Genomic DNA, 19,702 nt, shown 5'->3' with positions numbered 1-19,702 from the left:
CTCCATTACTGAATCCCCTCCACAGACACATTGCGACTCACCACTGTATCACCCGCGATACAACTCCCTTGGGCTGTAAAGCGAAAATACTGGTACACATCCCCACTGTCGTCCACAGATATGACGTCACAAGCACTGGCGTAATTGCAGTTAAGTAGGCCAGGGGTATTCGTAAATGTGACATTATAAGTTGCCGGGCAACTGCTTACACCAGATAGGGGAAATGCACCAGAAATCGCACGTTCAACACCACTTCGGGCCGCATTTAGTGCTCGCTGGCCGTACACTTCACTGACGACACTGTCCGCAGAAGCAGCCAACATTTTCAGCATAGCTACACCTAAAATGGCCAACACGATGAGAATAAACAAGGCAATGACCAACATGCTACCGCGCTGTTTATCAAAGCGACTATGTTGCTTGGCGCAATAACGTTTATGGGACATTGGGCACATGAATATCGCTGCTAAGATTAATGGTTTCATCATTTAACTCAAACGCGAGCAGGATCTGAATTAGACTATTCCGGTTCAAAGTGGCGTTTTGTATGGTAAATGGGAGTTGAGCAGAAACCGATAGATTGTTAATGATGTTTTCGGCCATAAGCGTTCCGCCCGTCCCAAACACTGTCTGATCTTGCGCAATCGATGTTTGATGCCGGAAAATACCACCATCACGCACACAGTAGCTCACTGCATTTCGCACTATATATAATCGTGATGCAGGGGATACATCCGCAAAGGCACCATCAACCGTTAATGTGGCTAAATGTTCAGAGCTATCATTGGTTGCACAGTCTCCATCTTCGCTGTCCGTGCAGGATAGAATAGTGCGGCGTTTTTGTTCCGCCGCATCGTATACGTCAGCACTGTCGGTAGGATATACGATCGCCATATCACCACTGGCCAATGAAAATTGCCCATTTTGGTCGCCTAGTTCAACGATATTCACTTCGCGAATAGTCGAGGGGGTTAAAGGTAAACGGGTGTAATATGTTGCCCACATGGTAGGCACAAATTCGATACATTGGGCACCATTAGTCTGGGCGACACGAGCGCTGTTAGGCACTGCACTGCGTAATTCTCGATTTAAACGCTCGAGTACAAAACGACTTTGACTGAGTAGCTCATCCCGCTCGCTCACATCATTAAATATCTGCACCCCAGAGCGAATAAAACTGGTCACCCCGATAGACACCACACCTAACACAATGATGACAGTGATCAATTCAACCAGGGTAAAGCCTTTGTGCGTCTGAAAATCGTTACCTGTGACCATCAGTAGTTATACCTGTAGGTCGAAAATACAAGGTCTTCGTTGTTTGGGGTCGTTATGGTAACTGTGATCAGTTTTGCTACGCCCACGACACCATCATCTCCACCGTTTAAATCTGCATCATAAAAAACTGACACGGTAGCGCGAAAGCCCTGATATAAATTGCCCCCATTGATGCCAATCACGCCCCCTGTAGCGCTAAGAATATTACCGTCACGTTCATCGAGCTCATGGAAATCGTCTACATCGTTATATGCACCGCGGGCTTCCCCGTCAGGCCCTAACGCGCTTGGTAATGTGCAAGTCGGTGCGGATACGTCTCCGCAACGTTGACTAGTATTTCGACTTGAGTTCTCATCAAAGGACTTACCACTTATTTCATTCAGCAACGACTGCCCTAGTTCTGTCGCCCGCACCTGAAATATGGGATCGATACTGCGTGTTGCTTGGGGCACAATTAGGCTGATAAAAAATGTCATGGCAATGGCAAAAACTAGCATGCCAATGACTAACTCTATCAAGGTGAAACCTTTATGCGGCTTGAGCTTATTGCTCAGTCTAAGAGCATTCATGAATATACCCTTCACTTTCCACACAGATGGCCGGCGACTGGCTTCCTTGAAAGGTAATACGGCAGGTAGCCTGGCAATTTCCCGCACTCGTTATCGGGCGACCAAAACTATCAAAACGCATGTAGTTAAATACACCGTTACCCGTATCTAACGTCATCATGCTTATGCCATCAGCAGCTATTTCGCCACTACTTGTACGTAAGAACTCAGGTGTTGAATAGTTGATTGCCGTTGCACAAGTCGCGGTATGTTCAGCCTGTGTATCATTGCGATAACTAAGGGTTGGAGGGCCAAATGCTGGGCTAACGATATTAAAGTTTATCTGGAAACAGTAATTATCTCGGGTATCTTGCATGGCGCGCTGTTGCATGGCTCGCAAAGCAGAAAGCAAGCGCGATTGGTAACTATATTCGGCATAGCCGGTACTATCAAAACGACTTGCAGCGGAAACGGCGAGAATACCAATGATCAATATCACCACGATTAGTTCAATCAGGGTGAAGCCACGTTGCACAGCGTTAACAATTAAAATGTCTTTGCCGCGCAACGTTTTCATTCACTTTGCTCCAGAAATAGACTTGGCTGATACAGAACACCAGATAGATTAGTGTTTTTTACGTACAGTCGTCCAATTACACCAACTTAACAGCCGCTAGTGATACTGCCAATAACAGGTACAGAACCTTCAGCGGTTGCGCCTTCTGCATATGTATAATAAGCGTAACATGCCCCGGTCTTAGCAGTACCGTTAGGATAAATAACCAAAGCGGTGTTACCTTCGTCTACAGTGACTCCCGTAGGTAAATCAGAGGTGATATCAAAACTTTCGTCAACACAAAACTCAACCGTACAAGCGGCAGTATCATTCAGCACGGTAATATTGGCATCTAGCATTTCATCCCATGCTAAATCCCAGTCATGGCGTGCATAACCGTAGTCAGTCTGTACAGTTTGTGTATTTTTCAACGTGATAGCGCCATTATTCGATGCATTGTTTCCTTCTAAAAGCGATTTTGCATGGATAATGTCACTCGCAGACTGCATAGCGCCTTCCATGCCACGCACCACAGACGCTCTCGCATCACCTTGAATATCGAGAAACTTAGGCGCAGCAGTCACCGCCAAAATACCTAAAATAACGATAACGATGATTAATTCAATTAACGTAAAACCGCTTTGTTGTTTACTGTGTTTCATGTTGTCACTCCGATTTGCTGGATCGCATTTTTGCACTATATAAAGTTATACCACTTGGTTTTGGTCTCAGCCATTAGCAAATGGTAGTGTGTCAAATTATTGACTAATTATTACTAAAAACAATTACTTGCCCTATTCTTGGGTCGTATATAAAGCCATTACCTGCCGTGTTGTCAACCGGTTCATTGGTATCGTTTTTTATCGTTTGGGTTAAATAATAATAACAAAGGTCATTTCCACCCGAGCCCGTACCTTCACTTTGACGGGTGAAATAACGGTGATCTTCAAAGGGTCGTTGATTCCAATCAGATGAGATGGTCGGCGCACTTTGCATGATCAAATTAAAAATGCTTTCGCAGTCGAGCAAACTGACTTGCGTGTCCTCGGTGCTGCTGTCGGTATCGAGCTGGCCTGTTGGGTAACCCGTGTCTTTATCAACTCCAATGCGGATATCATCTATGGTCACAAAACTTAAGTTGGTAGCAAAGTTCTCCTTGGGTCGCCCTTCGATTTCCCACTGGGCGCGCAATAATCCAACGCCTGTAGCGAAACCGCCCGCGACGCCCTCGACGGTGGCATCTTCAGCTTCTTCCGTCACATCGAGTAAACGCGGCAAAGCGGTAGCGGCTAACAAACCTAAAATAACCACCACAATGACCAATTCGATTAGGGTAAACCCTTGCTGGCCTTGAAAACGTTGCGCTGAATATGTTTGTCGTTGCGATTTAGCTAATTTCATCATCTTTTTTTACCCATTAGGTTAACGTATGATTTTGGAAACCTGTCCCGTATACACTTTGTACTCAAAATAAGACCCTGTTGATAATCTATATCGACAAATGGATGCCAGAGCATTATTGCTTAATTGCACACCGTCATAATATTCGGCATACATTTTAAATCCTTCTACCTCGAGTTCTGTATTCAGCACATCTCGCCACAAAACCCCACAACCTTTGCTGGTTGGCGCTAATCTTGGCCAGCCTAAATGACTCATGGCCAAGGGATGTCGCCCAGTTTCATTGCCCTGCGTGTCATATTCAATAAGCAGTATGCTGCTAGGGCGGCCTTCGTTTTGCCACTGCCAATGGGCATTAAGCGTGCTGCTGCTAAACTGCTGCACTAAATTCTGTAACGCGACCTTACGAACACTCGGACTACTGTCATTAAAATACACAATGAAACCTAAAATAAGCGAGGTGAATACCACCACCACGATTAAATTACTAAAGAGACTGCGTTCACGTTCGTCACTGGCTTCATTTCTACGCATAATTTAGCCCTGTATCGCCCCCATCATATTCCACATAGGGGTAAAGATACCCAGTGCTAATACCAGTACCATGGCAGCCACAATCATAATTAAAATCGGTTCAATTTTTGACGTCAGACTTTTCAGATCGTAGTCCACTTCCCGTTCGTAAAATTCTGCTGCTTCACCGAGCAACTCATCTACCCGGCCCGTTTCTTCCCCAACACTGATCATCTGCAGCACCAAAGGGGTAAACATTTTACTTGAACCAGCTACTCGGGAAAGACTCTCACCTTTTTCGATGTTTTTGCGCATTTGCAAAATTCTATCCGCCATAAAGACATTACTGACCGCGTCTGCCACTAAATTTAACGCCGAGGTAAGGGGCACTCCTGAGCGCAGCATCATGGAAAAACTACGGGCAAAACGACTGAGTAGTGTACGTTCAAAAATACTGCCCACTATGGGCAACCGCAGCTTTGCCCTATCCCATTTAAAGCGCCCCCGGGGAGTATTGATGTAGTGCCGCACCAAGAATATCCCCAGCGCGATGCCGACCAGTAGATGAGGCCATTTAGTAATAAAGAAGTCTGAGGTCGCTAATAAAATACGCGTCATTAAGGGTAGCTCTGCGCCAAAACTACTGAACATGTTGGCGAAAACCGGGATCACATAGATATTCATGATCACTAACGCAGCCACCACTGCCAGTATGACAAACGTGGGGTAACGGGTAGCCGCTTTAATTTGCTTACGCGTTTCTTGTTCCCGCTCCATATAATCAGATAGCTGCAAAAACGCTTCATCTAGCCGACCCGTGTTCTCGCCCACGTGTACAATGCTGACAAACAACTGACCAAAGACTTTATTATGCCGGTGCATGGCTGAAGACAAAGTTCGCCCGCGCTCCAATTGGTCGCATACATCGTTTAGGATCATTGTCATACGTTCGCTGTTAGATGTTTCCGCTAACCCTTTAACGGAGCGAATAATCGGAATACCCGATTTGGTTAAGGAAAACATCTGACGGGAAAAAATCACTAAATCTTCAAGTTGAATGTTGGGTGTAAAAAACGAAACATTCAAAGATTTGCCGGCACTCACCTTAGCTTCTTTAATATCAATGGGGGTGAATTTTCGCCCTAATAATATTTGTGCCACGCTGGAAGCATCCGTCGCTTCTAAACTACCCGACGTAAGCTCACCACTGGCGTTTCTCGCGGTATAGGTAAAATTAGCCATGACCACCGCCCGGATTATCATCCCGTGGCTCTAGTTCAAAGGAAAAGCTATCGCTGGAAGAGGTGGGTTGAGCTTGCTCTGTGACCGGTAACTCTGCCGGCTCAGGAGTTTGTATGCTGTCAGCACCTTCTTGTGCTTGTTCGAACAATTCTTCTTGCTCGATATCAGGCGCTTCGCTACGCTCATCGGCGACCATCTCGATCAACTTCAACACTTCGTCTACTGTGGTAATACCCATTTTGGCATAGGTTAATGCCACTTTTGCTAATGGCACAAAACCAGGACTCAACTGAGCCGCTTGACCAAACCGAATGGAATCATTTAGTTTCAAGGCATTCATCATGCTTTCTGTCATTTCTAATAATTCAAAAACCCCCACTCGACCGCGGTATCCTGTGTTGTTGCACGTCTGGCACCCTCGTCCGCGTCTAAAGGTAACATTGGATATTTGCGGATCGATATTCTTTAACCAAAGGGTTTCTTCTGGTGTCGGCGTATAAGTTTCACTGCAACTTTCACAGACCTTGCGCACCAAGCGCTGGGCAATAACGGCGCGTAATGAACTGGCCACCAAATAACCTGGCGCCCCCATATCCAATAAACGCACCGCGCTGCTGGCAGCATCATTGGTATGCAAGGTAGATAGAACGAGGTGACCGGTTAATGCGCCCCGCAGGCCTATCTCCGCCGTTTCTTGGTCGCGCATCTCGCCGACCATGATGATATCGGGATCTTGACGTAAGGTAGTACGCAGTATGCTAGAAAAATTTAAGCCAATTTTATTATTAGTTTGCACCTGATTGATCCGTGGTAAACGGTATTCCACCGGATCCTCCACGGTAATAATTTTGGTTGATGGCTGATTTAGCTCACTCAAGGCACCGTACAAGGTAGTCGTTTTACCTGACCCAGTTGGCCCTGTGACTAAAATCATGCCGTGGGGGCGCTTAAGTAAGACTCGAAAACGTTTAAGAAGCGGCCCAGGCATACCGGTTTGATCAAGTGACAGCACACCTGCTGACTGATCAAGTAAACGCATAACCACAGATTCACCATTTTGCACCGGCATGGTGGATACCCGTACATCGATGGAGTGACCTTTGATACGCATATTGGTGCGTCCATCCTGCGGCAGACGTTTCTCAGAAATATCCAAACCAGACATCAGTTTTAAACGTAACACCAAGGCAGAGGCAATATTCTTTTCTTTGATGATGTTTTCTTGCAACACCCCATCTACCCGCAAACGAATGCGCAGCATGTCATTGTCTGGCTCAATATGGATGTCTGATGCTTTGGTTTGCAAGGCGTCTTCAAAAATCGATTGCAATAAACGTGCGACGGCAGTGTCTTGCTCGTTGTCGACACCTGTGTCGAAATCGAATTCCTCATCATCTTGGTATTCTTCTGCCAGTTCTTGAGCAAACGACGCAATATCTTCGGTGCGTCGATAGAAACGGTCATAAGCCTGAAATAACTGGGCATCACTAACCACTGCGACTTTAACCCGCTTAGGCAGCACCCCAGATAAAATATCAAGAGCAGCCAAATCAGCAGGATCGCTCATAGCCACCAGTAGATGGTCACCTTTATCTTCAAGCACCAAGGCACGGTAGCGCCGCGCTTGCACTTCAGGTAATAATAATACCGCCTCTACCGACACTTGGTATTGGCTGATATCAATCAGAGGGACACCTAAATGCTGTGAGAGAAAGGTAAGCAATTGGTTTTCTGATACAAATCCTAGCTCAATCAACATATGACCAAGCTTGCGGCCGCTTTGTTTTTGCGCCGACAAGGTTTGCATAAGCTGTTCTTCGCTTATGATCCCTTCTTGAACGAGCAGGTCTCCTAAGCGAATTTTTGTTTTTGGCTTCATTCTATCCCAACTAAATCATTCAACCTTTGACGTACAAAGGTAATCACTTCAGGTGACAACTGCTGTTCGTTATCCGCTTTGTGGTAGCTCGCTAACGCTTGACTGTTCTGTCCTAGGCTTTCTTGGGCAATGCCTAATCCTAACCACCATTTCGCCTTTTCGGGCTCGGCATTGACCAACTTTTGATAATCCTGTTGCGCCTGTGCGTAACTTGCTGTGCGCTGTGCTAATGCACCACGATAGGCATAAATATCACTGTGCAGTGTCAATGAGGGCGAGACCTCTAACAATAATGACAGGGCTTTTTCGGGGCTGTTTTGTTGGGTAAATAAGCGCGCTAACATCAAACGTAAGTCGTGTTGTTGAGGGGCGTCGGTTAGGCCTTCCGTGAGCAATGCTTGTGCTTCTGCCATGCGGTTTTCGGCAAATAATAATGCGGCTAGTTTTTTGCGAACCCGTAGGTTTTCCGGTTCGCTACTGAGCAATTTTTGCAAACCATCTATGGCCGTTAAGGTTTTTCCCTCCCTTAGTGCTTGATTAATGCTTTGCTTTAAGCCCGCCTGGATATTATCGGTGCGATTTGTCTGCTTACTGAAAGTCGCCTTAGCTAGAGTGCCGTTATCCGCTGTAGGCATATTGCTTGTGCCAGCGTGTGTCACTTCAGCCGTGGCGATTGAAGTTCCTGAGCTTAATGGCGCAACATCCACCGCAATCGTGACCTCTGTATCGCTCTGGGCAGTGGCTATTTCCCGTCCGTTTGCGGCATTTTTTAATTCAGTGTTTGGCGCTTCAATCCAGCGCATTTTTTGCTCGACTGCGTCAGCCAATTCAGGCTGATTTGCTGTCGTTGATTCAGGAGCCGCTATATCGCCTAAGGCACCACTTTCCATCTGTTGTGAGCCACTTTGATTTGTGCGACTGGCGACCACAACAGACCAATAATAACCACCACCAGCGACGAATAAAACAATAACCAAAAGCACAGCTAACCAGAGCAGTTTTGTCATATTACGCTTTGGCGGCTGATAATCAGCGCTTCCCACCTCTGGCGAATCTTGCCTGGCTTCAAGATCTTGCAGCATTTTGTTCACCACACTCATAGTGCAAACCTCTGATATGCAAGATAGGCAGACAATAACACTGCACTTACCACAATTAGGCTAAAGAAAATTCGTCGAGCACTGATCTGGCTTTTATATGCCGCTTCAGTATCCTTAATGGCCAATTTAATATGATTTATTTCCACTTGTTGCTTGCCCTCGCCGTAAGCCAACATCAACGCTTTGTGACATAACACATTGACTATGCGTGGGGTGCCTTTACTGGCCTTAAATAATAATTTACACCCACGACGAGAAAAAATATCGCCGCCACGATACCCAGCAACGGACATGCGATGACGCACGTATTGAAATAGCTGATCTGCGTTCATTAACTTCAGGGCATAAGAGAAAGTAACCCGTTGTTTAAGCTGACGAAGTTCAGGTAATGCGAGTTTATCGTCTAACTCTGGTTGACCAAACAGCACGACTTGCAATAGCTTGCGAGATTCAGTCTCTAAATTCGTGATCAGGCGCAGTGCTTCAATACTTTCGACGGGTAAGGCTTGGGCTTCATCGATGATCAACACCACACCACGATTCTGCTGATTAATTTCAATGAGGCGCTGCTGAATGCGCTGGGTAAATTCTTGCTGATCGGCATTGCTGCTTAACGTCACGTTAAGCTCGGCGGCGACGGAACGACGCAACTCACTCGGCGTTAAGTACGGGTTGGGAATATAAGCCGCGACAAAAGGTGCGGGTAATTCATTGAGCAGCTTTCGGCAGATCAGGGTTTTACCCGTACCGACCTCACCTGTGACCTTTATAAACCCCTCGCCAGTTTTAATAGCAGTCAGCAATACAGCTATAGCTTCTTTATGGCTAGGCAAGCCAAAGAAGTAGCTAGTATTCGGGGTAAGGGTAAAAGGCAGCTCCTTTATACCGTAGTGGTATAAATACATTGCGTTATTCCACGTGTAGCCAGTCAGCCATTTGATTACGGCTGCGGATCAATTGCTGGCGCCAAGTATCAGCTCCAACCACGGTTGGTCTTAGCAAAATAACCAATTCTTTTTTGGTTTCCGTTTCCTGGCGATTTTTGAATAAATTGCCCAAAAAGGGGATATCACCCAATAAAGGAGTTTTAGATTCCGTTTCAGAGATGATTGATTGCATTAAGCCGCCAATCACCACGATTTCACCGGAGCGAGCATGAATGATGGTGTCAGATTCACGAATATTGCTCGCGGCTAGGGGCAATACAAACTGTTCTTCATTTAAGGTTACTACTTTTTCTTGCTCTTCAGTTTCAATCACTGAAGGGTGAACATGCAATAACACACCACCTTGGGCATCTATTTGTGGTGTCACATCAAGGGCGATACCCGAGAAAAACGGCGTGAGTTCAATGTTGGGTGTGGTCGAACTGGTCGCGGCGGTCACTGTGCTTTGACTTGATACGTCGGTGACAAAATATTCATCATCACCTACTTTAATCACCGCTTTTTGGTTGTTTATTGCCGTTACCCTAGGGCTAGACAACACTTGCACATTACCCTGAGTTTGCAGCAAATTAAGGACACCACTAAAATCTTTATTAATAAAAGACAAGCTAGTGATACCGCCCAGTGATGCCGAGATTGCATCACCTAAGTTGCCCGCTGTGGACGAAAATTGAAAATCGGTACTGCCACTGTTTGCCAGCACTTCAGTCCAATTAATACCCTGTTGATAACCGTCGCTTAACGACACCTCAAGAATACGCGCTTCTAAGATCACCTGACGCTGTACATGCTCCTCTGAAATAGCCAAAAACTCTTTCACAGAGCGAATTTCATTCGGCATAGCTCTGACAGTAACCAGCCCGGCTTGGGGCATAACCATCACGCTGCGTCCGTCCTCAGCACCTACCATGACTTGTAACGAAGCCAATAGATCTTTCCAAAAATCGGTTTCGGTACTGGTTGAAATACTGGTGCCATTACCATTGCTACCAGAATTCAAGCTATTGGAATTACCACCGCTTGATGACGAATTACCGCTGAAATTGTTTTGCGCGTTACTTTGGCTGCTGCTACCCTGAGACTGAGAAACACCACCAGAGGTAATACTCGTTTGAGTAGCGCCATCACGCTTCATCAATAAATAGTTAACCGCGAAGGTCTCCGTGCGCATACCCGATGGATAAATGCGGTAAATGTTCTGTCTACGCTGTACATCGTAACCGTAAATTTCAGTCACTATGTCAAAGATTTGCTCCAGTGTGACTTGCTTTAAGTTCAAGGTAATCATGCCTGAAACCGAAGGGTGAATCGCTACACTAAAAGGCGTGTCTTCTACGATCCCGGCGAAAAAGCTAACGGCATCGATCTGCTGGGCATTAATATCGTATTTTGGCTCACCAAAAAGGGCTTTATCGGCCTGCTCAGATTTTGGCATCAAGGTTTGATGAACCGCATCAGGTAGCGCCGGTACACCTAGTTTTTTGGGGCTAACCGGCTGCTTCGTATCGGCAATAGCATCATCCAAGGACTTTTCATAATGCTGAGTATCATGTTTCGACTGACAGGCGACCAACACCAGCAAAAGACTGGCTAAAGTAATACGCTTAAAATCCATCATGTGCATCTTTTATAAATTGAGAGTGGTTGACAAAAAGTTCTTGCGGGCCTTTGGCGCCGCGCAATACAACTCGATTTTTGCTGATTGATATGAGTGTTTTTCCTGCCACGTCCTGCCCTTCTTTCACCGTCACACCATTGATAATAGCGTGTCTATTTACGCCGTTAATAAAGATTGCGTTCAGCACTAGGGTATCGACCTGTTCTGCCTTAGCTGAAGCACTCGAGTTATTATTAAAAGGGCGGGTCGGATCGACCAAGCTCTGTGCTATGACCACAGAGCTTAATAACAGCGCAGTTAGCATAGGTGCCAACGTGACCACAATATTCAGTTTCATATTACACGCCTATAAACGCTTTGCTGGTGCTTAGGGTATAGAGTTCAACCTCAACCAATGCATTTGGATAATCCGCTACCACATAGTTAAAGCGCTTCCAGTAAAACTGCCATTTCAAACCTTCAATTTTAGCCAGATAGTTTTGAATATCGAAATAGCTACCTTGCACAGATAGCATCAGCCCATGTCGATATAAATTAATATCATTTTCTACATCAGCCTCGCTTTCAGTCCCTTTAGCGCCAGGGCTTAACACAGGGGTAGGCGGAATGGATTGCATACTCACCAAGGTTACCCCTTGGCTATCGGCCAGTACCTTCTCTAACAACATAGGCATTTGCGTAGGCGGTACCAAATTGACCGTCTCTTGCTGCAGATGCATGTCTAAATCTTGGCTTCGTTGAGTTAGCTTTGCTAAAGATGCTGCCAATTGTTGATTGGGATCGTTACGCAACGCGTATTCACTGACTTCTAATTGGGCTTGGATGCTGCGGATCTGATTTTTCTGAGCTGAAATATTTTGCTCGTCGCGGGTTATTTTCTCACTCATGGGTTCAATGTAAAGCAGGTAAGCCAACATAATAATCACCACCACGCCACTGAAGAGGATCAGCAATTTTTCACGTTGGGTGATTTTAAGAAACTGCACAAAAAGCGTATTGTATCTCTCCTTTAGCCCTTTGCTCATGGCTGTGGGTTTCCTTGTGGTTCAATTGTGCTCTTGGTATCCAACGTAAACTGTAGCTGCTGGTCTTTATCACGATACAGTCTGGTGGTAGAAAACTCCTGTCCTTTGAAGCGATCAGTCAAGCTCAAGCTACTCACCCATTTCGGAATAAGTGATGAGTCAATAGCACCGCCCTCAAGCATGACTTGTTGCTCGTTGAGGTGAATACGCGTTAACCATAATCCATCTTGGTGATGCTGGGCTAACCCTTTCATCAGGCCGGCGAAACCATTCGATTTAAACTGCTCCTGGCCAGATAACTCAGCTATAACACGTTGCTTCAAGCCAACATCAAGTTGCTTGTTCTCAATCGCGGCAAGCAGCTTTGGATCTTTCGTGCGATTAGTGAGGGATTCATTGAGCACTATGAGTTTATCTTCCAGCTGTGACTTTTGTACTTGCAGCAAGGTTAATTCCTGTTGCACCTGCTGATTATGGCTATCGTTCACATAGTAAGTAACACCAAAGATGGTCAATGTAAGCAACCAAATAGCCAATACAAAGGATAACGTCAGTACTTCTAGCTTGGGCTGTAATTCAGGTAAATAGAGGTTAATACGAGACTTCATTGAGCAGCCTCATTCTTCAGTTCCACATCTGCTAAAGCTGCACCTAGGCTCGCCAAACTAATATTTTGTAGATTTTCTGGCGGAGTCAGGGGCAAATCCATTACGCTCACCGGCATAAAAGTTAACTCTTTAATTAAGTCTGCCAGTTGCTCTTGTATTGGGGAGTTGAGATGCACCACTATGCTGCGCACGGGTGCTTGGCGTAGCTGACTTTCGAAATAATCCATGGAGCGTTGAATTTCCACACTCAAGGTATCGCCCATGCCCATCTGAAATTCTGCTAATGAAAAACTCGCAAGGTTTTCATAACCTTTTAAACGACGGGAGAAAAACAACTTTCCCTGCTTGACGATATTCAAATTAATTTGCCCGCCTTTCTCTTGAAATAGCGTCAAAATTGCATCGTCACTTTTGGGTAGTAGCTCACTGGTGGCCAGTTCTTCAATGCTAATGGTACTGAGTTTTAACTCGGCTTGAGTAATGCCTTTGATAATACTGATAACCTGAGACCGACTGATGGCAACCACATTGACTTTCTCTTTACCACCAATCACACCCGGATGGTCATAATAATCAAATATATGCTCATCAGAACTGGTTAGTTGTTCTTTCACCTGCCATTTTAACGCTTGGGCGACTTCTTGCTCTTCAACATCAGGTTTGTCGATCTGAAAAAGCTGGTATTTGTTCAAACCCAATACGATATGGCAAGGTGTGCGAGCCAATTTGTTCCGCTCAACATAGACGTTTAAATGCTTACCCCAGTCCTGCATAGGCATGCTGTGTTGCTTGACCCATTGAAATGAACCCGCGTTTTTCTGGATAACATTGAGGTGCAATTCAGTATCACCTAGCTCAATTCCAATGGAATGAAATTTTGATGGCTTACTAAAATACTGCTTAATAAAGTCGCGCCAGCTAATTCGCATTTTTTAATTCATATCTTGTTACATTACCTTGCCATTACAGCAAACTTTAGATTAAAGCACCAGCAATATAAACCCCTGAATTAATCACGATTTATTAGCGATACCAATAAGTTAACTTGACGTTTTAGACGTCTGAATTTGCTTCAGTATAGGAGACAATAACGACATTGCGAATCATAAACAATTAGACAATCGGCTAAAAAAAAGGGCCTCAACGGCCCTATATACGGTAATAAAAAAACCCAAGTCGATTACCGAGCGTTGGTGCTTTCGAATATTTTATCCGCTGATTCAGCCACAAAACCAGTAAACAAGGCGCCATCCGCTTTAGGGTAGCGCTTAGCAAACTCATAGAAACAGCTGGGAATAGCCCGTTCACCGTCGCTAAAGGCAAGAGGATGTTTATCAGCCAAGGTCGAAGATTGCTCTAACATGACGTCCACTGAACCTTTTATTTCACCACCTGAGGTATTCAATGACAAACCTGCGTCTTTCACAGCTTGATTGATCTGCTCAATTGAATCGAACTCACTTAAATGATTATTGCTCACCGTAAAATGATTAGCACGATAACCCCAAGCAGCAACCCAGGCCGCAAATTCAGACTCTTGCAATAGTTGTTGATAAGTAGGGTAATCGATATCCCAGTGGCGACCTGAATACAAGAAGTTGTCCTGGGTCACTGCGTCTGTATCCATGTTTGCAACTAAACCTCGAATCGTTTTCTGCAATGACTCACTGCATTGCTCAAGCAGCAATTCTGAGATAAATACTTTTGGCAAATCAGGATACTGCGGATGCTCGAAGTGTTTAGCATAGAGCTTTTTCGCTACAAAGTGATATTCACCACAAGCTTCATAACCCAGCGCTTCAAAATGACCCGCCAAGTCGTTTAAACCTATTTTTGGCAAGTTAAACGTGCGCAGTGCGATGTGATCATTGATCACTTCTTGGCCTTGGGTTTGGCCAAACAACTCGTGTACAGTGACCGCGGAAGGCGTAACAGCCAAGTAGTTTTCCCATAATTTTTCAAACAGAGTATTTACGTTAGTATGCATAAATAAAAACCTTTTCTTTCAATATAATGTAGTTCAAATACAAGGCTCGCCCTTGTGTTTTACACTGCTATGAAGCGAACATCGCCACCACTGAATAACCCCAGTGCATCAGCCATATCTGCTGGTATATATAATTCGTTTGTTGCTGGTTTATATTGCACAACGGGCGTTATCGTGGCGCGAAATTGACCCACGTCAGTATTGCACAACATATAATTTTGCTCCTTGAACTCAGCACATAATGATGGCTTTATCGTGTCGCTGATAACCACTGTCGCCAGCGCGCTTTGCCGCACAGTGCGTATATTTTTTAATGCAACCTCCACCGTAGGGCCTGCATCAAACAAGTCCACGTATCCATGGTGGAAAAATCCTTCTTTGTGCAGTAAACGTAAAGCTGGGGCGGTTTTTTCATGTACTTGGCCTATTACGCTCTGGGCCTCTGGGCTCAATAATGCTACGTACACTGGATGTTTTGGCATCAACTCCGCAATAAACGATTTGTCGCCTATGCCAACTAAATAGTCAGCGGTGGGGAAATCAATCCCAAAAAAGTGTGATTCTAACCAAGCCCAAAATGGCGAATGTCCATTTTCATCGGATACCCCGCGCATTTCGGCAATCACCAAATCAGCGAATCGCTCTGGATGGTTAGCCATGAAAAGATACCGCACCCGGGACAATAATTGCCCAGCAAAACCACGACGGTATTTTTCCCTGACGAACAAGGTGCATACTTCTGATGCCCCGGTGTAGTCATTACATAAGTTAAGCGTTTCAACGACTTTTTTGACCCCTAAACGAGGCGAGTAATGCACATGGCTCGCGATATGATAATGGTAAAATGGTGCGCTGAGTCCCACCGCAGCTTCGATGCCTGTCACCCCAATAATGTCTTTGCTTTGCGTATCTTCCAGTACAAAAAGATAGCTCTGCTGACCCGCTGACGTCACCGCCTGAGCAAAACTTTTTTCAGCTCGTGCTATTTTACTCAGTAGCAACTCATCGTTATCAGGCAACGACGTAAAACCATGGCCAGATTCCAGTGCAATCTGCTTCAACGCAGTAAAATCATCAGCACAAATCGGGCGAATTACCAACATGTTACCTAGCCCTTAACCACTTGCGCTACAGCTTGCTCAAAACGCGCTAAACCTTGCTCAATATCGGCAATGGGGATCACCAGTGAAGGGGTAAAGCGCACCACATCAGCGCCTGCAATCAGGCACATCAAACCGTGTTCAGCGGCAGCGGTTAAGATGGCCTTTGCTTGGCCTTTATACGTGTCATTCAATGCAGCACCCAGCAACAAGCCTTTGCCTCGAATTTCAGCAAAGACATTATATTTTTCATTGATACGTACCAAACCGTCACGGAGCAATTGCTCACGCTCCATCACCCCAGCAAGTACGTCGTTGTGGCTAACAACATCTATTACCGCTTCAGCAACTGCACACGCCAATGGGTTGCCGCCATAAGTAGAACCATGGGTACCCACTTTAAGATGTTTCGCAATTTCAGTGGTGGTTAACATGGCACCGATGGGGAAACCACCACCGAGTGCTTTAGCAGAGGTCAGAATATCTGGTGTTACACCTAAATCTTGGTAGGCATACATAGCGCCAGTTCTGCCGACTCCGGTTTGCACTTCATCAAAAATCATTAACGCATTGTGCTTGTCGCAAAGCGCACGTACACCTTTGATAAAATCAGGGTCAGGGGAAATTATCCCGCCTTCACCCTGCAAGGGCTCTAGCATCACAGCGCAGGTGTTATTTGAAATCAAGGCTTCTACGCTGGCTAAATCATTATAATTAGCATGCGCAATATCACCTGGTTTAGGGCCGAAGCCATCGCTGTAAGCGGCTTGTCCACCGACAGTGACAGTAAAAAATGTGCGGCCGTGAAAACTCTTACTGAATGAGATGATTTGCGATTTATGTTGGCCGTGAACATCTAACGCCCAGCGGCGGGCTAATTTCAATGCCGCTTCGTTTGCCTCGGCACCTGAGTTTGCAAAGTACACTTTGTCAGCAAAAGTCAGGTCTGTGAGTTTTTTAGCTAGGCGCAAGGCTGGCTCGTTAGTCATCACATTCGACAAGTGCCACAGTTTTTGGCCCTGCTCCGTTAACGCCTGCACTAAGGCAGGATGGCAATGACCCAAACAGTTGACCGCAATGCCACCCGCAAAGTCGATATATTCTTTATCGTTTTGATCCCATACTCGAGAACCTTGGCCGCGCACGGGAATGATCGCTGAAGGCGCATAATTGGGGACCATCACGTCATCGAATAATTCTCGGGTTACTTGCATCTGGGTGCTCCTGATAAGTTTTGCAAATGAATTACTTTGCCTTTACACAAAGTGTCAGTAAAGCAATATTATCAGGGTAAACAGACTAAAATTGCAGTAGCATTATGGTTAAAATGTCAGTGCAATTTGCCAATATAACCAAAATAAGTATCAAAATGATAAATAAACAAGAACAGCAGCTGCTTTCTATCTTGCGCTCCAATGCTCGAGCCAGTATTTCGGACTTGGCCCGGGTGCTGAATTTATCCCGCTCGACGGTGCAAAATAGAATGACCAAACTCGAAGAGTCCGGTGTCATAAAAGGCTATGCGGTGCAGTATGGCAGCGAATATCAAGACAATTTAGTGTCGTCACACGTTTCAATAAAAGTGAAGCAAAAATTAACCGCGAAAACCAACGCCGAACTTCGCCAAGTCAGTGAAGTAAGCGAGCTGTATGCGATTAGCGGTGAGTATGACTTGATTGCCATCGTTCAAGCAGAATCACTAGAACAGCTCAGTCAAATCCTAGATAACATCGGGAATCTTGAGGGCGTCGAGCGGACTAATTCGTCGGTTATTTTGGAAACTAAATTTAAACGTTGATTAGCGGTGCAGTATAAGTGCTAAAGCACTTTATCAATATCTTCAGGGGTGATTTTCTTGACCATTTGCAGAAAACTCATAATAGCGATATTTGCCATCTGCTTAATAGAGTCATTCCACACCTTACCGTTCCCCACAAACATGGTCATACCTTCCATTGATGCAGAGATAAACAAGGCGACCTTTTTTACCTGTTCAACACTTAACTTAGGGTTAATACGGGTAATGCAATCTTCAAGTGGTAAACGGACCCGAGCATAAATTTGATCCATTAATTTGTCGGCATATTCGTCGTGATTCGCTAGCGCCCACAGCTCAGGATAAAACGTGGTCGTTGTTGGGTTACCTAAATCGAGCACGATAAAATTAATAATCGACCTAAGATGCAACTCAGGATCATTATTCACCCCTACTCTCAGCCGTTCGAATTCATTCATAAATTCGTCAATGCTGTGATCGAGTAAATCTTTGAGCAGATCATTCTTACTTGGATAATAATATTGTAAGTTACCCACACTAATTTCTGCGCCTACTGCGACCTTGCGCATAGATAACTTACTGTAACCTTGCTCAATTAATATCGTTTTTGCAGAGTTCAATATTAATAAAATGGTCTCTTTACCCCGACGAGACTCACCGGTTCCTTTTCTAATATTTCTCATTTTATTCAATTGATTGCCTTAATGCTGGTGCGCCATTCAATGTGCTTACCTTTCCGTTGCGCATGATTATATCAGATCCCGCAGCAAGTCCTGAATAAGCTTGAATGAGCGCTCAAAAAACCTTCCGTTGTAAAAAAGTTGTAAAAAACCCTTGGTTAATTTGTACGAATGTACTAATTTAGTACGTACGTACTATTTAGTGCATTAATTGCTCACTTCTAAATCATTTAGATTTAGCCACTGACATGTCAATTACTAGGATCATCAAAATGGTTAGCAAAAAAATATTACTCTTCTCCTCGCTACTCTTCTGTTCAGTAGGTCATGCCGAATTGCCAAACGACACAGTGCCGAATGTGCTGACTTTGCCAAAGGCACATGCGGATTCCTGGTTATATGTGCAAGACATGAATTTTTGGGGCATGACAGAAGGCAAGGTGATTATTCTGGATATCGCCAGTAACAGTCACAATTACAAGGGTCAGGTCAGTACTGGATTTTTTGGTTCTTTCATCCCGTCAACCCAGCGAAATGAGCTTTATAGCGCTGAAACATATTACTCTCGAGGCACTCGAGGCACCCGTACTGACGTACTCTCAATATGGGACAACGCCACGTTATCGGTCACCGATGAAATTGAATTACCCCATAAAAAACGCGCGCAAACCGTATCTGAAAAAAATGCCACCCAACTGATTGATAACGACAAGTACATGTTGGTATTTAATTTTACCCCAGCCACCTCTGTGTCTGTCATAGACATGGTTGAGCATGCCGTCCTTAACGACGTGGACATTCCCGGTTGCAGCCTGATTTACCCTTCCGGTAAACGTGGATTCAGTACCCTATGTGCTGACGGCGCAATGCTCAGCATACAAATTGACGAACAAGGCAAAGTCAGTGAGGAAACCCGCGTGGCGTCGTTTTTTAACGTCGACGAAGACCCTTTATTTGAGAAATATGCGCGCATCAATGATGTCGGTTACTTCCCCACTTTCCATGGTTACATGCAACCTGTGGATTTAGCGGGTTCAGTCGCTAAGCCACTGGAAAAGTGGGATCTGTTAACTGCCAGTGAACGTCAACAAAATTGGCGGCCCGGCGGCTGGCAAATTATTTCCGGTCACCCTGACGGGCGCGTGTTCATATTAATGCACAAAGACGGCGTGAATGGCAGCCATAAAGATGGCGGTACCCAAGTCTGGGTCTATGACACCAAGCAACATAAAAAAATCCAAGAAATCCCCCTTGAAACGCACGGCATATCACTTGAGGTAACCAAAAGTGAAAAACCCCTTCTGGCGGTCACCAACGCTGACATGATGATTGACGTATACGAGCCAAAAAGTGCTGATTTGCTGCGCACGCTTTCCATCGGCGGCACGAATGCCAATCCCTTCACGCTAACGGCAGTGGAGTAAAGCCCATGTTAATCAACCT

Annotated in this window: 22 protein-coding genes; 2 read left to right on the top strand and 20 right to left on the bottom strand. The window is 45.2% G+C overall.

Features of this window, described 5'->3' with window-relative positions:
* Nucleotides 1-5: 5 nt before the first annotated feature.
* The 19 genes from GPLA_RS15470 to GPLA_RS15380 all read right to left on the bottom strand — a co-directional run bounded on the left by GPLA_RS15470 (nucleotide 6) and on the right by GPLA_RS15380 (nucleotide 17,016).
* On the bottom strand, nucleotides 6-446 hold the full coding sequence (locus tag GPLA_RS15470) for a pilus assembly PilX family protein (protein WP_007105883.1): 441 nt from the start codon (nucleotides 444-446) through the stop codon (nucleotides 6-8).
* The gene (locus GPLA_RS15465) at nucleotides 436-1,278 is read right to left on the bottom strand and encodes a PilW family protein (RefSeq protein WP_007105882.1); all 843 of its coding nucleotides are present in this window, start codon (nucleotides 1,276-1,278) and stop codon (nucleotides 436-438) included. Before GPLA_RS15465 ends, GPLA_RS15470 begins: the two co-directional genes overlap by 11 nt.
* Nucleotides 1,278-1,847, bottom strand: a complete 570-nt coding sequence (locus tag GPLA_RS15460) for a type IV pilus modification PilV family protein (RefSeq protein ID WP_007105881.1) — start codon at nucleotides 1,845-1,847, stop codon at nucleotides 1,278-1,280. The genes GPLA_RS15465 and GPLA_RS15460 overlap by 1 nt, the downstream gene beginning before the upstream one ends.
* Complete coding sequence (locus tag GPLA_RS15455; RefSeq protein WP_007105880.1) at nucleotides 1,834-2,403, bottom strand: prepilin-type N-terminal cleavage/methylation domain-containing protein; 570 nt, start codon at nucleotides 2,401-2,403, stop codon at nucleotides 1,834-1,836. Before GPLA_RS15455 ends, GPLA_RS15460 begins: the two co-directional genes overlap by 14 nt.
* Nucleotides 2,404-2,489: 86 nt before the next feature.
* Nucleotides 2,490-3,044, bottom strand: a complete 555-nt coding sequence (locus GPLA_RS15450; protein ID WP_007105879.1) for a prepilin-type N-terminal cleavage/methylation domain-containing protein — start codon at nucleotides 3,042-3,044, stop codon at nucleotides 2,490-2,492.
* A 103-nt stretch (nucleotides 3,045-3,147) separates the two neighbouring features.
* The gene (locus tag GPLA_RS15445; RefSeq protein WP_007105878.1) at nucleotides 3,148-3,786 is read right to left on the bottom strand and encodes a type II secretion system protein; all 639 of its coding nucleotides are present in this window, start codon (nucleotides 3,784-3,786) and stop codon (nucleotides 3,148-3,150) included.
* Nucleotides 3,787-3,804: 18 nt separating this feature from the next.
* The gene (locus GPLA_RS15440; protein WP_007105877.1) at nucleotides 3,805-4,317 is read right to left on the bottom strand and encodes a hypothetical protein; all 513 of its coding nucleotides are present in this window, start codon (nucleotides 4,315-4,317) and stop codon (nucleotides 3,805-3,807) included.
* Nucleotides 4,318-4,320: 3 nt separating this feature from the next.
* A complete protein-coding gene (locus GPLA_RS15435) occupies nucleotides 4,321-5,538 on the bottom strand; it encodes a type II secretion system F family protein (protein WP_007105876.1) in 1,218 nt (405 codons plus the stop codon).
* The gene (locus tag GPLA_RS15430) at nucleotides 5,531-7,417 is read right to left on the bottom strand and encodes a GspE/PulE family protein (protein WP_007105875.1); all 1,887 of its coding nucleotides are present in this window, start codon (nucleotides 7,415-7,417) and stop codon (nucleotides 5,531-5,533) included. The genes GPLA_RS15435 and GPLA_RS15430 overlap by 8 nt, the downstream gene beginning before the upstream one ends.
* A complete protein-coding gene (locus tag GPLA_RS15425) occupies nucleotides 7,414-8,517 on the bottom strand; it encodes a tetratricopeptide repeat protein (protein WP_007105874.1) in 1,104 nt (367 codons plus the stop codon). The genes GPLA_RS15430 and GPLA_RS15425 overlap by 4 nt, the downstream gene beginning before the upstream one ends.
* Nucleotides 8,514-9,422 (bottom strand): ExeA family protein, encoded by a 909-nt coding sequence (locus tag GPLA_RS15420; protein WP_007105873.1) that lies wholly within the window; start codon nucleotides 9,420-9,422, stop codon nucleotides 8,514-8,516. Before GPLA_RS15420 ends, GPLA_RS15425 begins: the two co-directional genes overlap by 4 nt.
* Nucleotides 9,423-9,426: 4 nt before the next feature.
* Nucleotides 9,427-11,079: a pilus (MSHA type) biogenesis protein MshL gene (gene mshL, locus GPLA_RS15415; protein WP_007105872.1), complete on the bottom strand. Its 1,653-nt coding sequence runs from the start codon at nucleotides 11,077-11,079 to the stop codon at nucleotides 9,427-9,429.
* Nucleotides 11,069-11,419 carry a hypothetical protein gene (locus GPLA_RS15410; RefSeq protein WP_007105871.1) on the bottom strand — a complete coding sequence of 117 codons (351 nt, stop codon included), beginning with the start codon at nucleotides 11,417-11,419 and terminating at the stop codon, nucleotides 11,069-11,071. The genes mshL and GPLA_RS15410 overlap by 11 nt, the downstream gene beginning before the upstream one ends.
* A 1-nt stretch (nucleotide 11,420) precedes the next feature.
* Nucleotides 11,421-12,107 (bottom strand): type II secretion system protein GspM, encoded by a 687-nt coding sequence (gene gspM, locus GPLA_RS15405; RefSeq protein WP_007105870.1) that lies wholly within the window; start codon nucleotides 12,105-12,107, stop codon nucleotides 11,421-11,423.
* Nucleotides 12,104-12,715 carry a PilN domain-containing protein gene (locus GPLA_RS15400; protein WP_007105869.1) on the bottom strand — a complete coding sequence of 204 codons (612 nt, stop codon included), beginning with the start codon at nucleotides 12,713-12,715 and terminating at the stop codon, nucleotides 12,104-12,106. Before GPLA_RS15400 ends, gspM begins: the two co-directional genes overlap by 4 nt.
* Entirely contained in the window at nucleotides 12,712-13,644 is a 933-nt protein-coding gene (locus tag GPLA_RS15395) for a hypothetical protein (RefSeq protein WP_007105868.1), read from the bottom strand. Before GPLA_RS15395 ends, GPLA_RS15400 begins: the two co-directional genes overlap by 4 nt.
* 251 nt (nucleotides 13,645-13,895) lie before the next feature.
* Entirely contained in the window at nucleotides 13,896-14,702 is an 807-nt protein-coding gene (locus GPLA_RS15390; protein ID WP_007105867.1) for a DUF1338 domain-containing protein, read from the bottom strand.
* A 59-nt stretch (nucleotides 14,703-14,761) separates the two neighbouring features.
* Entirely contained in the window at nucleotides 14,762-15,805 is a 1,044-nt protein-coding gene (astA, locus tag GPLA_RS15385; RefSeq protein WP_007105866.1) for an arginine N-succinyltransferase, read from the bottom strand.
* A gap of 5 nt (nucleotides 15,806-15,810) precedes the next feature.
* Nucleotides 15,811-17,016, bottom strand: coding sequence for an aspartate aminotransferase family protein (locus tag GPLA_RS15380; protein WP_007105865.1), 1,206 nt, complete (start codon nucleotides 17,014-17,016; stop codon nucleotides 15,811-15,813).
* Between the two features lie 155 nt (nucleotides 17,017-17,171).
* Between GPLA_RS15380 and GPLA_RS15375 the strand changes: the two genes are divergently transcribed.
* Nucleotides 17,172-17,600: an Lrp/AsnC family transcriptional regulator gene (locus GPLA_RS15375; protein WP_040515028.1), complete on the top strand. Its 429-nt coding sequence runs from the start codon at nucleotides 17,172-17,174 to the stop codon at nucleotides 17,598-17,600.
* 20 nt (nucleotides 17,601-17,620) lie between these two features.
* Here the strand turns inward: GPLA_RS15375 and GPLA_RS15370 are convergent, their stop codons facing one another.
* The gene (locus GPLA_RS15370; protein ID WP_007105863.1) at nucleotides 17,621-18,271 is read right to left on the bottom strand and encodes a TetR/AcrR family transcriptional regulator; all 651 of its coding nucleotides are present in this window, start codon (nucleotides 18,269-18,271) and stop codon (nucleotides 17,621-17,623) included.
* 260 nt (nucleotides 18,272-18,531) lie between these two features.
* Between GPLA_RS15370 and GPLA_RS15365 the strand changes: the two genes are divergently transcribed.
* Nucleotides 18,532-19,683, top strand: a complete 1,152-nt coding sequence (locus GPLA_RS15365) for an amine dehydrogenase large subunit (RefSeq protein WP_007105862.1) — start codon at nucleotides 18,532-18,534, stop codon at nucleotides 19,681-19,683.
* The last annotated feature ends 19 nt before the right edge of the window (nucleotides 19,684-19,702 follow it).

The sequence above is a fragment of the Paraglaciecola polaris LMG 21857 genome, from assembly GCF_000315055.1.
In the GTDB taxonomy this organism is placed as follows: Bacteria; Pseudomonadota; Gammaproteobacteria; order Enterobacterales; family Alteromonadaceae; genus Paraglaciecola; species Paraglaciecola polaris.
This window is presented reverse-complemented; position numbering and strand designations above follow the sequence as displayed.

Bases quoted from the DNA above. Each gene is read 5' to 3' on its own strand.
- GPLA_RS15410 (WP_007105871.1), bottom strand. From the start codon at position 11,419: ATGAAACTGAATATTGTGGTCACGTTGGCACCTATGCTAACTGCGCTG.
- GPLA_RS15445 (WP_007105878.1), bottom strand. From the start codon at position 3,786: ATGATGAAATTAGCTAAATCGCAACGACAAACATATTCAGCGCAACGT.
- GPLA_RS15435 (WP_007105876.1), bottom strand. From the start codon at position 5,538: ATGGCTAATTTTACCTATACCGCGAGAAACGCCAGTGGTGAGCTTACG.
- GPLA_RS15365 (WP_007105862.1), top strand. From the start codon at position 18,532: ATGGTTAGCAAAAAAATATTACTCTTCTCCTCGCTACTCTTCTGTTCA.
- GPLA_RS15420 (WP_007105873.1), bottom strand. From the start codon at position 9,422: ATGTATTTATACCACTACGGTATAAAGGAGCTGCCTTTTACCCTTACC.
- astA (WP_007105866.1), bottom strand. From the start codon at position 15,805: ATGTTGGTAATTCGCCCGATTTGTGCTGATGATTTTACTGCGTTGAAG.
- GPLA_RS15440 (WP_007105877.1), bottom strand. From the start codon at position 4,317: ATGCGTAGAAATGAAGCCAGTGACGAACGTGAACGCAGTCTCTTTAGT.
- GPLA_RS15460 (WP_007105881.1), bottom strand. From the start codon at position 1,847: ATGAATGCTCTTAGACTGAGCAATAAGCTCAAGCCGCATAAAGGTTTC.
- GPLA_RS15375 (WP_040515028.1), top strand. From the start codon at position 17,172: ATGATAAATAAACAAGAACAGCAGCTGCTTTCTATCTTGCGCTCCAAT.
- GPLA_RS15430 (WP_007105875.1), bottom strand. From the start codon at position 7,417: ATGAAGCCAAAAACAAAAATTCGCTTAGGAGACCTGCTCGTTCAAGAA.
- GPLA_RS15395 (WP_007105868.1), bottom strand. From the start codon at position 13,644: ATGCGAATTAGCTGGCGCGACTTTATTAAGCAGTATTTTAGTAAGCCA.
- GPLA_RS15450 (WP_007105879.1), bottom strand. From the start codon at position 3,044: ATGAAACACAGTAAACAACAAAGCGGTTTTACGTTAATTGAATTAATC.
- GPLA_RS15390 (WP_007105867.1), bottom strand. From the start codon at position 14,702: ATGCATACTAACGTAAATACTCTGTTTGAAAAATTATGGGAAAACTAC.
- GPLA_RS15380 (WP_007105865.1), bottom strand. From the start codon at position 17,016: ATGCAAGTAACCCGAGAATTATTCGATGACGTGATGGTCCCCAATTAT.
- mshL (WP_007105872.1), bottom strand. From the start codon at position 11,079: ATGGATTTTAAGCGTATTACTTTAGCCAGTCTTTTGCTGGTGTTGGTC.
- gspM (WP_007105870.1), bottom strand. From the start codon at position 12,107: ATGAGCAAAGGGCTAAAGGAGAGATACAATACGCTTTTTGTGCAGTTT.
- GPLA_RS15470 (WP_007105883.1), bottom strand. From the start codon at position 446: ATGTCCCATAAACGTTATTGCGCCAAGCAACATAGTCGCTTTGATAAA.
- GPLA_RS15465 (WP_007105882.1), bottom strand. From the start codon at position 1,278: ATGGTCACAGGTAACGATTTTCAGACGCACAAAGGCTTTACCCTGGTT.
- GPLA_RS15400 (WP_007105869.1), bottom strand. From the start codon at position 12,715: ATGAAGTCTCGTATTAACCTCTATTTACCTGAATTACAGCCCAAGCTA.
- GPLA_RS15425 (WP_007105874.1), bottom strand. From the start codon at position 8,517: ATGAGTGTGGTGAACAAAATGCTGCAAGATCTTGAAGCCAGGCAAGAT.
- GPLA_RS15455 (WP_007105880.1), bottom strand. From the start codon at position 2,403: ATGAAAACGTTGCGCGGCAAAGACATTTTAATTGTTAACGCTGTGCAA.